This window comes from Desulfovibrio sp. DV (genome assembly GCF_001936595.1).
Classification (GTDB): domain Bacteria; phylum Desulfobacterota; class Desulfovibrionia; order Desulfovibrionales; family Desulfovibrionaceae; genus Solidesulfovibrio.
Window position 1 is genome coordinate 1 of record NZ_MLBG01000141.1, and the last position, 11,400, is coordinate 11,400.

General features: G+C 64.8%; 9 protein-coding genes. 1 reads left to right on the forward strand and 8 read right to left on the reverse strand.

Annotated elements, in window-relative coordinates:
- From DVDV_RS20165 to DVDV_RS20185, 5 genes are all read right to left on the reverse strand, one after another.
- Positions 1–1,816: transporter substrate-binding domain-containing protein (locus tag DVDV_RS20165; protein ID WP_139311689.1), on the reverse strand; the 1,816-nt coding region annotated here is incomplete at its 3' end.
- Between the two features lie 68 nt (positions 1,817–1,884).
- Entirely contained in the window at positions 1,885–2,742 is an 858-nt protein-coding gene (locus DVDV_RS20170) for a transglutaminase family protein (protein WP_075356377.1), read from the reverse strand.
- A gap of 3 nt (positions 2,743–2,745) precedes the next feature.
- Positions 2,746–3,510 carry a peptidase gene (locus tag DVDV_RS20175; protein ID WP_075356378.1) on the reverse strand — a complete coding sequence of 255 codons (765 nt, stop codon included), beginning with the start codon at positions 3,508–3,510 and terminating at the stop codon, positions 2,746–2,748.
- Positions 3,511–3,522: 12 nt separating this feature from the next.
- Positions 3,523–4,497: an alpha-E domain-containing protein gene (locus tag DVDV_RS20180; protein ID WP_075356379.1), complete on the reverse strand. Its 975-nt coding sequence runs from the start codon at positions 4,495–4,497 to the stop codon at positions 3,523–3,525.
- A 39-nt stretch (positions 4,498–4,536) separates the two neighbouring features.
- Positions 4,537–6,009 (reverse strand): circularly permuted type 2 ATP-grasp protein, encoded by a 1,473-nt coding sequence (locus tag DVDV_RS20185; RefSeq protein WP_083634848.1) that lies wholly within the window; start codon positions 6,007–6,009, stop codon positions 4,537–4,539.
- A 161-nt stretch (positions 6,010–6,170) separates the two neighbouring features.
- On the opposite strand from DVDV_RS20185, the gene DVDV_RS20190 reads away from it, so the two are divergent.
- Entirely contained in the window at positions 6,171–7,082 is a 912-nt protein-coding gene (locus DVDV_RS20190; protein WP_075356380.1) for a hypothetical protein, read from the forward strand.
- Positions 7,083–7,119: 37 nt separating this feature from the next.
- Here the strand turns inward: DVDV_RS20190 and DVDV_RS20195 are convergent, their stop codons facing one another.
- The 3 genes from DVDV_RS20195 to DVDV_RS20205 all read right to left on the reverse strand — a co-directional run bounded on the left by DVDV_RS20195 (position 7,120) and on the right by DVDV_RS20205 (position 11,332).
- Positions 7,120–8,751: a PAS domain-containing sensor histidine kinase gene (locus tag DVDV_RS20195; RefSeq protein ID WP_254845465.1), complete on the reverse strand. Its 1,632-nt coding sequence runs from the start codon at positions 8,749–8,751 to the stop codon at positions 7,120–7,122.
- 255 nt (positions 8,752–9,006) lie between these two features.
- Positions 9,007–9,420, reverse strand: coding sequence for a MarR family winged helix-turn-helix transcriptional regulator (locus DVDV_RS20200; protein WP_075356382.1), 414 nt, complete (start codon positions 9,418–9,420; stop codon positions 9,007–9,009).
- A 4-nt stretch (positions 9,421–9,424) separates the two neighbouring features.
- Complete coding sequence (locus tag DVDV_RS20205; RefSeq protein WP_075356383.1) at positions 9,425–11,332, reverse strand: cation-translocating P-type ATPase; 1,908 nt, start codon at positions 11,330–11,332, stop codon at positions 9,425–9,427.
- Between the last annotated feature and the right edge of the window lie 68 nt (positions 11,333–11,400).

Here is an 11,400-nt window from a genome sequence, read left to right on the forward strand (position 1 = left end):
GGGGGGCTATGGTGCCGTCGCGGTCCACGGATAAAAAGCCCTGGCCGGCATTGTCAAGCAGGGCCGCCATGTTGCGGTTGACGTCATCCAGGGCTTCGTGCGCCTGCCGGATGGCCCGGTTGAGCCGGGAGAGTTTGCGGTTCCACCACACGATCAGGGCGAAGACCACACCCGCCACGGCCAACGCCTTCCAGAACTTCGAATAGTCAAAGCTCTCCTCGAAGGTGACGGCCACCCACTTCTTGATGACCGCCTCGGACTCTTCCTTGGACAAGGAATTGACGGCCTTTTGGAACAACGAAGCCAGCTCCGGCTCGTCATCCCGGCCGGCCACGGACAGGTCCAGCTGGGCATCCAGGCGGCCGGCGATCTTGAGATCGCTGAAATGGTCCTTGGCGATGACCTGGCTTATGGCCGGCACGGTGTCGATGTAGCCATAGAGTTTGCCGTCGGCCACCAGCCGCAGGCCTTCGGAAACGCTCGGCACTTCCATCAGGTGCATATCGGGGTATTTAGCCCGCAAAATGTCCAGGCTGGCGTAGCCGTTGACCACGCCAAGGGTCTTGCCGGACAGCCCGGCCGGGTCGTCGATAAACGGCGTTTTGGCCCGGGTGGCCACGACCATGGGAAACCGCAGATAGGGCGTGGAAAAACGCAGGTAGCCCCGGCGTTCCTTGGTTTCCCCGGCAGCAGCCAGGAAATCGCAGCGCCGGGCGCGCACGGCGGCCAGGCTCTGGCTCCAGGAACTCGTCGGCACAAGCACCATGGGCACACCCAGGCGCTCGCTCATAAGATTCAGAAAATCGGCGGATATCCCGACATGGCGGCCGTTTTCGTCGATGCGCTCGATGGGCGCCCAATCCGGGTCCACGCAGTACGACAGGGCTTTCTTGCGGCCGAGGTACTCGCGCTCCCGGTCGGTCAGGGTCACGCCGGTGCGGGTATCGGCCGGTTTGCCCATGACCTCGGAAGCCCCCGGGCCGATCGGCTGGGTTATGGTTTTGGAGATCGGCAGCCACTTGCCCAAAAGTGCGGCCTTTTCGGCGTCGTCCACCGCAGCCTGGGCTTTTTGCAAAATGGAGGCAAGAAGCGGCCAGTCCTTGCGCACCAGGGAAAAGATCTCGAAATTGTAGTCGAGTTGGCCGGAAATCTTGACGTTGGCCAGTCCTGCCCCACGAATGGCATAGGCGGCCACGGCCAGATTTTCCACCGCGGCGTCGGCCTTGCCGACCGATACCATGGTCAGGGCCTCGCCGGCGTCCTTGGCCGGGATCAAAATGATGTCCTTGCCCTGGTCCCGGATATATTCGTAAGCCGTGCCGCCGTTGCCGGCAGCCACCCGCTTGCCGGCCAGGGTATCCAGGGAATAGGCGGCCACATCATCGCGGCTCATGATCGCCAGGGGAAAGCGGAGGAACGGCCCCACAAAAAGCGCGTAATTGGCCCGGTCCGGCGTCTTGCCCGTACCGTCGATCATGTCGATGTGCCGGTCGCTCAAGGCATTGAGGACCTGCTGGAAATCATGGCCGTCGCCGACCAGGACGAACTGGAAGGCCAGACCGGTCTTTTGGGAAATCAGATTAAAATAGTCGTGAAAAAGCCCCTGCAAACGGCCGTCTTCATAGATGGACAGTGGCCGCCAGTCCGTGTCGCTGAACCGGATGACCGGATGGGCTTCGATAAAGGCTTTTTCTTCAGGCGTGAGGGCAAGGGCCGATGAGGCAGCCTGGACCGGGCTGTTCGCCCCCAAAAGCAGGCAGAGAATAAGGACGGCCAGCAGCAGACGCCACATGGACGCACGACAGCAAAAACTCATGCAGCCCCCGTTTCGTTTCCGGAAAACGATACTCCAAGCAGCCATGAAACCCAACCCCCAATACCGCGCTACCCGTTGGGCTGGGACACTTCAAGCCGAATATCGTGGGTCAGGCGGGCCGTAGCCCCGTCGCCCCGAAAAGACCCGGAAACCGGGGCGGCGTCGTCAGGATGGGGAGAGGCGGCCAAAACGATGTGGCGGTCGGCCACGGCCAAGCCCAGGGAGGGATCGAAACCGCGCCAGCCGCCACCGGGCAGGCACAACTCGGCCCAGGCGTGCAGGTCGCGCTCGTCGCTGTCGGGGTCGCCCTCCTGGTAGCCGCTGACGAACCGGGCCGGGATGCCGACATGGCGGCAGGCGGCCAGATAAAAGACCGCCAGATCGCGGCAGGAGGCTTCCCCGGCGGCCAGGACGGCGTCGGGGTCGAGGATGCCCGGCTCGTGGCGAACGCTGGTGCGCAGATTGGCGCTGATCCAGGAGAGCAGGGTCAGGGCAAAGTCCTGGGGCGCGGTGTTGGCGCCCTGGCAAAGGCTCTCGGCCAGGGCCAGGGTCCGCCTCTGCTCCCCGGCTACGGGCTCCAGGCAGGCCCCGGCCACGGCGGCCTCGGCCCGAAGGAGCGGCATGGGCAGCACGGCCCGCGGCGTTTCCACCAGATAGTCGAAAGGATTGTCCCGCAACGTCTCCACCACGGCCTCGGTGGTCACGGCAAAATAATCGGTGGTGCCGGCAAACCAGACCACCAGCACGGTGTTGCCCAGGGCATCGGTGACCAGGGTGCGGCCGGCCGGTTCGGGGGTGACGACGGCCTTAAAGGCCAGCAGGCGCTGGCTGGCGTCGCCGCGCGGCACGAGCCGGACCTGATGCGGTTCCAGGAAGACGCGACACCCGTACTCGTAGCGGGTGCGGTGAAGGATACGGCAGATCACGGACTACTTCAATTCGGGCAGGCAGCCGGCCTTGCCGCACACCTTGGTCAGTTTGGAGGCCACATTGTCGATCCACTCCGAAGGCAGGTCGTGGACCAGCCCGCGCAGATGCTCCTGCCACCAGGAGGAGATGTCGGCCAGGTCTTCCTTCTCGTAACGGTGCTGCACCAGTTCCAGGCCGCCCCGGTGGTACAACACGACGTCTATGGGAAAATCCACGTCCGAGGCGCTGATGCGGGTGGAGTCAAAGGCCAGGCAGCCGACTTTGAGGGCCATGCGCAGGGGATCGGAATATTTGAGGGTGCGGTCCAGCACCGGCTTGCCGTAGCCGCCCTCGCCGATGATATGATAGGGGGTGCCCTGGCTGATTTCCACCCAGTTGCCCTCAGGATAGACCAGAAAGAGCTTGTGGCTTGCGTCCGCCGTCATCTGGCCGCCAATGAGGACATGGAGATTGAACCCCAGGCCGGACTCGGCCAGGAAGGCCTTGTCCTCGGTGGCCACCCGGCGCAGTTCGGCGGCAAAGGCGTTGACGACCTTGTAGAGCTTGTCGAAAGGCTTGGCGCAGGTTTCGAGCGCCTCTTCAAAATAGGTCAGGGTCTTGTCGCGCACCGAGCGCAGTCCGGAGGTCATGAGAAAAAAGGCCCCATGCCCGTTCTGGTAGATGGAAACCTTCTGGGCGCTGGTCAGCTCGTTGCCGGAGGTGATGCGTGTATCGGCGATGCCGACAAGGCCGTCCTCTACCGTAATGCCGAGGCAAAATGTCATGGCGCTCTCTTGTCACTGTTGGCTGGCGGCGTCAATAGCCGGAAAGGTGGCAAAAAAGGTGGCGAATACGGCCTCGTCCACAAGGTTCATCCGGGTTTGCAGATTGTCTGTAAATTCATGCAACCCCATGGAAAACACCTCCTCCACACCGCTATAGGCCAGATCGCCGCACAATAAGCCGATACGCTTTTCCGCCGGATTGGCGAAATAGCCCATGGGCGTGCCGGTAATGGCGTGCAAACACTGCTGGGCCTTTATAAGACAGCACAGCAAAGAGCGCGGGAAGTCGTGGTCGAGCAGCAAAAACTCCACAATACGCTCAGGCTGGATGCGGCCATGGCGGCGGCGGTAGGCCTCCAGGGCGCTGATGGCCTTTAAAAGAGCCCCCCACTGCACATAGTCGAGGTTGGAGCCGATGTCGGAGGGACGCGGCAGCAGGATGAAGTACTTGACGTCGAGGATGCGCGAAGTTTTGTCCGCCCGTTCCAGCAGCCGGCCAAGACGGAAAAAGTCCCAGGCCTCGTCATGGCTCATGGCATCGCCGGCAATGCCGCTGATGGTCAGATCGCGGCGTTTGACCTCATCGCAGAAGTGGTACGGGTTATTGAGCACTGTTTCGTAGCTCCGGGCTGCCTCACGCACCAGATGGTAAAACGTGTTGATCTGTTCCCACATCTCGGTGGGGATGATCTCGCGGATGGTGCGGGCATTGTCCCTGGCCCGGGCCAGACAGTTGACGATGGAATTGGGGTATTCCGGGTCAAAGGCCAGAAAGCGGATGACGGTCTTGCGGTTCTCGGCCAGGCCGCGGTCGGTGAACAGCCCATGGTCGCCCATGGCCGAGACCAGCGGCATCCACTGCTCGCCCCTGCCGCCGGGCGTGTCCAGGGTCAGGTGCCAGTTGACGTCGAGGAACCGGGCGATGTTCTCGGCCCGTTCCAGATAGCGGCTCATCCAGTAGATGGCTTCGGCCACGCGGCTTAGCATGGGTGCTCCTTGGATTCGATCATGGCAACGCGCGTGTGCTTACGGCAAAACGTCCGGCCGGGTCTGGCCGGAGCCGAGCACCCAGGTGTCCTTGCTGCCGCCGCCCTGGGAGGAATTGACCACCAGGGAGCCGCGCTTGAGCGCCACCCGGGTCAGTCCCCCGGGAATGACCCGGATGTCCTCGCCGTAGAGGATGTAGGGACGAAGATCCACGTGGCGGCCCTCGAAATGGTCGTCCACGATGACCGGGGCGCGCGACAGGTTGATGGTCGGCTGGGCAATGTAATTGCGCGGATCGGCCTCGATCTTGGCGGCAAAGGCCAGACGTTCCTCGGGCGTGGAGGCCGGGCCGACCAACATGCCGTAACCGCCGGATTCCGCCGCCGCCTTGACGACCATGGTGTCGAGATTTTCCAGCACATGGCGACGCTGCTTGTCCTCCCAGCACAGGAAGGTCTCGACGTTGTCGATCAACGGCTGTTCGCCCAGGTAGTAGCGGATCATCTGGGGCACGTAGGCATAGACCACCTTGTCGTCGGCAACGCCGGTGCCGGGCGCGTTGGCCATGGCCACCCGGCCGGCCTTGTAGACCTCCATGATGCCGGGCACGCCGAGCAGCGAATCAGGCCGAAACACCTTGGGATCGAGAAAGTCCTCGCCCACCCGGCGATAGAGCACGTCCACCTGTTTGAGGCCCTTGGTGGTGCGCATGTGGACGTAGCCGTCGACAACGACCAGATCCCGCCCCTCGACCAGCTCGATGCCGGCCTGCTGGGCCAGGAAGGTGTGCTCGAAATAGGCCGAATTATATACGCCCGGGGTCAATAGCGCGGCCGTCGGCCGGGGGGCGGCCGGTGGGGCGATGGCGTGGAGCATGTCGAGCAGAAGCGGCGCGTAGTCGTCCACCGGCCGGATGTCGATGGCCTCGAACACCTGCGGGAAGGCGCGCTTCAATATCCGGCGGTTGGCCAGCACGTAGGACACGCCCGAGGGGCAGCGCAGATTGTCTTCGAGCACCATGAACCGGCCGGTCTCATCGCGCACGAGATCGGACCCGGTGATATGGCACCACACCCCGCGGGGCGGATTTAATCCCTGGCATTCCTTGAAATAGCCCGTCGAGGATTCGACCACTGACCGGGGGATGATCCCGTCGGCCATGATGCGGCCCTTATGGTAGACGTCGTCGATAAACAGGTTGAGCGCCCGGATGCGCTGGACCAGCCCGCGCTCCACGGCGTCCCACTCGGCCGCCGCGATGACCCGGGGGATGATGTCGAAAGGGAAAATTTTTTCCGTTCCCTCTTCGTGGCCGTACACGGTAAAGGTGATGCCCATGTCGTAAAAGGCCTGCTCGGCCGCCGTCTGCCGGGCCAGGATATCGCCGGGCGGCAGGGACTTGATCTTTTCATGGAGCATCCGACAGCCGTGGCGCGGTTTGCCGTCGGCGGTGAACATTTCATCGTAAAAGGGGCCGGTGTCGTAGTTGTCGAAGTCCATTTTCGGGGGCATGAAGAGGCCTTGCTGCCGCCCTGGGGCGGGTAAGTCGTGTGCCGGCCTGGGGTCCGCACATCCTGGACCGCTTCGACCTGATTACCGATTTTGTTAATAATATTCCACGTCGCCTGTCAATCGCCTGCCGGGCGGCACAGCGCAAAAAACCTGGATCAACCATGCATGACACCACGCTTTCGACCGTCGCGGCAGCCATCATCGACATCCTTGAACAGGGACTTCCCCAGGACGACGCCGTGGTCCATTTCATAGCCTCCACCCACGGCGACCTTCCGGACACGGCCCTCGCCGCCCTGGTGGCCGACGGCGACGATCCCCAGGCCGCCTCGCTGCTGGAATTGCTCCTTTTCCCCGGCCCGGCCGCAGCCCTGGCCCTGGAAGACGTCCTGGGACAGGCCGGGCTTAAAGCCTCCGACCTCCCTGCCCTGGCCCGGGCCGTCATGGCCGGCGCGCCACGGGCCGTTGCCCGCCTGCCGGGCGGCAGCCGCATTCCGCTGCCCCTGTCCCCGGAGAGCGTTCGCCGCCTGATCGACCGTCTGGCCCCCCACCGCAATCTCCCGGCCGGGCTGCGCGCCCGGCTGGAGACGCACCTGCCAAGCGAGGCCCGGGAGCTGGCCGTGGCTGCCCGCCAGATCGGACCGGACTGGACCCCGGCTGCAGCCGCCTTTGCCCAAACCCTGTTCGACAAACTGCCCCCAGGCGCAGCCGATACGGCCCAGGCCGCCCAGCTTGTGCGCTTTGCCCTGCGGTTTCTGGCCGACCTGCCGGCCGGCAGCCTGCCGCTGCCCGCCCTGTTTGCCCGGCGCAACCAGCTGGCCGCCCAGTTGCGCCGGGCCGCCCAGCAGGAAGAAGCCCTGGCCAAGAGCAATTACGAAACGCTTATTTTAAGCGGCAACCGCCTGCCCTACCTCCACGCCCCGGACATCGCCCGGGAGCTTGGCCACGCCGACGCCATCATCCGGGCCATAACCGGCCGCCCGGCCCCGGAAGGAGGGGCCAGCTGTCAGGATCTGGGCGTTTTTGCCGGCCTGGAGGAACTGCTGTCAGTCTTTGGCGATCCGGCGGAGTGAGGCCCGGACCCCGGCCGGCCAGAGGGGCCCTGGACGGTCAGACGGATTGCGACGAAAGATCGCCGGCGTGAAGCGGCAGCACCACAGTCAGGCTGGTCCCGGCCGCCTCGCTGGAGTCCCAGGCGAGATCGCCGCCATGAAGCCGGGCAATGGTGCGGGCGGTATAGGCTCCAAGGCCGGTGCCGCCGGGTTTGCCGCTGGTGGAGTACTTGGTGGCAAAACGGCGACGAATGTCTTCGGGGATGACGCCCTGGTTGTGCAGCGTGGCCCGGGCCATGCCCTCCCCGGCCGCCAGGGACAGGGTGACGGCCGAGCCCGGCGGTGCGGCTTCCAGGGCGTTGGTGAGCAGATTGGAAAAAACCGTGGTCAAAAGCCCGGCCTCGCCGGCCACGACCGGACCATGGTCCTCGCAGACCGCAGCATCCAGGCCCGGGCCAAACACCAGGGCCAGCTCCCGCCGGCCGGCCAGGGGCGCGGCCACCTGGGCCTGGCGGCGCAGCAAGGGAACAAGCGGCACAGGCTGGGGGACCAACTGGTAGCGGCCCTGCTCGATCTTGCACAGATCGAGGTTGCGCCCGACCATTTCGTTGAGTCCGGCGGCCGTGTCCCGAATGACCGCGGCAATCTCCCGCTGCTTTTCCGACAGGTTCGATTCGGCCAGATGCCCGGCCAGTCCGGCAATGCCGGCCAGGGGGGAACGCAGGTCGTGGCGCAGCATCTGCTCCACCCGATCCCTGGCCTCCTCGGCCCGCACCCGGTCGGTGACGTCATGGATGATGGAAAAGAGCAGGTTGCGCCCCAGATACTCCACCGGCCCGGAGTAGACCTCCACTTCCCGCACCTCCCCATTGGCCAGGCGATGCCGGAACTGAAAAAAGCCCCGCCCCTCTTCCTTGGCCCGGTCCATCTCCTGGCGCACCAGATCGCCCGGCATGGCATTGATGTCCCAGATGGACAGCTGCTGGATCTGGTCGAGGGAGAAGCCGTAGAAGTCGCAGGCCGCCGGGTTGGCGTCCACAATGCTGCCGGTTGCGGGATCAATGAGCAGCTTGACGGCGATATTGGAAAAAAACATGGCCCGGTGCCGGGCTTCGGACGCGGCCAGGGCCGCAGCCATTTCCTGGCGGGACAATAAGATGGCAAGGCCGGCGGCCAGCTGTTCCAAGCGCGTAACGCTCGGCAGATCCAGGCAATCCGGCCGACGGTCGTTTACCTGCAGCAAACCGTGCGTGGTATCGGCGGCCCGCAACGGAACCAGCACAACGGTTTCATAGCCCGCAGCATTGCACCGGTTTCTGGTCTTGCCGCGTAATTCCGCTTCGGATACCCCGGCCAGAAGTCTGGATGTCGAGCCGGTATAAAAACTGCCGCCCGGCGTAAAAAAAGGCTTTGTTGCATCAATCTGGCCGGAAATGACCGCGCCGCACATGCATTCAAGCACAGCACCTGAAAGGCCGGCAACGAACCCTTGCGTTTCCTGTGCCGGGATACACAATGCATTCTCAGCCTGTATGAAACTGTCTGGAAATCCGTCCTGCGTATAATAGGGATAGTCATCGCCATGGCGCAGCCGGATGCCCACGGCCTCGCATCCGGTCCAGCGGCGCACAAGCCCAATGACGACCTGAAGCAAGGCCTTGCGGTCCGGCACGGCCAGCAATAAGGCCATCCCGTCCTCAAGGCTTTGCCTGTCCGTCAGGTCCGCATACGGTTGTGCCAACATGGCAGGACCCTAGCACCTTCCGTCAGACCATCACAAGCGGTTTGCCCTGACGCGTGCGCTCCCTTCCGGGGCCAAACCGAACGCATTGGCCCTCCCGCAGCCAATCCCCCTGCCCGGTCGTTGGCCCGTGTCCCGGCCGGCAGCCTTGGCCCACACCGGGCAAGGCCGCCCTCGCCTGAGCCATGGCGGTCTGGCCTCACCTTAAAAACAGGTCGTGATCCTGGAGAGCATGGCTGCGAACTGGCCGGCCTCATCAGGTTGCAAGGCACACAGAATCTCCTGGGTGAGCTGGTCGTGGAGCTTGTGGTGTTCGGCAAAAAGCCGCCGCCCCTCGGCTGTCAGGCTCACCCGGATGGAACGGCGGTCGGTCTCGTGGGGCTTTCGCACCACAAAGCCGCCCCGCTCCAGCCGATCCACCAGCACCGTCAGCGACCCGGTGGTAATGCCCATCTTGCCGGCCAGCTCGGTCATGCGCAAATCGCCGTCCGCCCCAAGGATTTCGAGGGTGTGCATCTGGGGCAGTGACAGGCCGGATTCCTTGACCACGCCGTGTTCCCACGAGGAAAATTTCTCGTAGAACTCAATGAGCAACCGGGTGAGCTGTTCGGTTTCCATGCAATTACACCTTGGCGGCCTGTGTTCCGGGTTCGGCGGTCAGGGCCAGACTGGCCGAGGACAGCACCACCACGATGGAGCCGATATTGTGAAAGAGGGCGGCCATGATGGGTGAAAGCAGGCCGTAGCCGCTGCCGAGGATGGCAACGGAATTAAATACCAGCCCCAGGCCGATATTGATGGTGATCATTTTGGTCATGCGCCGGCCAAGATACACCAGAAAGGGCAGGCGTCCAAGATCATCGTTGAGCAGGGCGATATCGGCGGTCTCAAGCGCCACGTCGGAGCCGGCCACGCCCATGGCCACGCCCACGTTGGCCCGGGCCAGGGCCGGGGCGTCGTTGACGCCGTCGCCAACAAAAAGCACCCGCCGGCCCTGGCGCTGCAAGCCGTCCAGCACGTCGAGCTTGCCCTGGGGTTTCAGTTCGGACCAGACGTCGGTGACGCCGATGCCGGCGGCCATGGAAGACACGGCCTTGTCGTGGTCGCCCGACACGATGCCGACAGTGGTGATGCCAAGCCCGCGCAAGGCGGCGATGGCTGCGCCGGCGTTGTCCCGGACCGTGTCGGACACGGCCAGAAGCCCGATGACCGCGCCGCCCCGGCGAACCACCAGGGCCGTGGCCCCGCGCTGGCGAATCTCGTCCAGGCCGGCAGCGAGTTCCGGCGGCAAAGCCGTTTCGCCGCCCATCATTTCCGGGCTGCCCACTTCCACGGCCCGGCCGTCCATCTCGCCGCGAACGCCCAGGCCGATCTCGGTGATCATGGCGTCGGCCGGGCGCACCGCAAGGCCGGCGGCCCGGGCTGCGTCCATGACCGCAGCAGCCAGCGGATGGTTGCAGTGGCACTCCAGGCAGGCGGCGCAGCCGACAACCCCGTCGGCCGTCTCCCCGGCCGCCGGGAGGACCGCGTCCACCACCGGCCGGCCCAGGGTCAGGGTGCCGGTCTTGTCAAAAAGAACCACATCGGCCCGGGCCGCCTCTTCAAGATACTGCCCGCCCTTGATAAGGATGCCGCGTTTGGCGGCCCGGCCGATGGCGGCCACCGTGGCGGTCGGGGCGGCCATGAGCAGGGCGCAGGGGCAGCCGGCCACCAGCACGGCCACGGCCCGGTCGGCGTCGCCGCTCAATATCCAGGCCAGAGCGGCACAGGCCAGGACCAGCGGCGTAAAATACGTGGCATAGCGGTCGACCACCCGGGCAGCGCGCGGCTTGCCGGCCTCGGCCGCCACCACCAGCCGCACCACCTTGCCGAAGGTGGAGTCCTCCCCGATCTTGCTGGCCCGGGCCACCACCCGGCCGGTGTAATTGAGCGTCCCGGTCAGGATGGTGTCTCCGGGCGCGCGCTCCCTGGGGAGCGATTCCCCGGTCAGGGGTGATTCGTCCACGGCGGTTATGCCCGACTCGATAACGGCGTCGACCGGAATGCGCTCGCCCGGACGCACCAGCACCCGGTCGCCCACCCCGATGTCCGCCACCGGCACGTTGCGCTCGGCCCCGTCGTCAGTGACCAGCACCGCTTCCTCCGGAGCCAGCGAGGCCAGGGCCTCGATGGAACGCCTGGCCCCGTCGCTGACCGCCTCCTCCACCAAGGCCCCAAGCGTCATAATAAAGCTCACGGTGGCAGCGGTCAGCACTTCGCCCTGCAGCAGCGAGGCCACGATGGCGATGCTCACCAACTCGTCCACATTGACCCGGCGTTCCAAAACGCCTTTCCCGGCCTCGATGACAATGGGCAGGCCGTTTACAGCCACCGCGCCAAGCCCAAGCGCCACCGCCAGCCAGACCGGCCAGCCTGCCTGCCCGACGACGAACGAAGCCAGGGCCAGCCCGCCGCCAGCCAGACACACAGCGAAATCCTTGAAGGAAAACAGACCCCGGTAGTCGCCGAGGCTGGAAAAACGACCGATCATGGAGACTCCTCAGGTTGGTTGAAATACGAAGGGGCGTTGGCAACAATTGAAAAGAGTGCCTCCGGCGG

Bases quoted from the DNA above. Each gene is read 5' to 3' on its own strand.
- DVDV_RS20195 (WP_254845465.1), bottom strand. From the start codon at position 8,751: ATGGCCTTATTGCTGGCCGTGCCGGACCGCAAGGCCTTGCTTCAGGTC.
- DVDV_RS20175 (WP_075356378.1), bottom strand. From the start codon at position 3,510: ATGACATTTTGCCTCGGCATTACGGTAGAGGACGGCCTTGTCGGCATC.
- DVDV_RS20200 (WP_075356382.1), bottom strand. From the start codon at position 9,420: ATGGAAACCGAACAGCTCACCCGGTTGCTCATTGAGTTCTACGAGAAA.
- DVDV_RS20205 (WP_075356383.1), bottom strand. From the start codon at position 11,332: ATGATCGGTCGTTTTTCCAGCCTCGGCGACTACCGGGGTCTGTTTTCC.
- DVDV_RS20180 (WP_075356379.1), bottom strand. From the start codon at position 4,497: ATGCTAAGCCGCGTGGCCGAAGCCATCTACTGGATGAGCCGCTATCTG.
- DVDV_RS20190 (WP_075356380.1), top strand. From the start codon at position 6,171: ATGCATGACACCACGCTTTCGACCGTCGCGGCAGCCATCATCGACATC.
- DVDV_RS20185 (WP_083634848.1), bottom strand. From the start codon at position 6,009: ATGCCCCCGAAAATGGACTTCGACAACTACGACACCGGCCCCTTTTAC.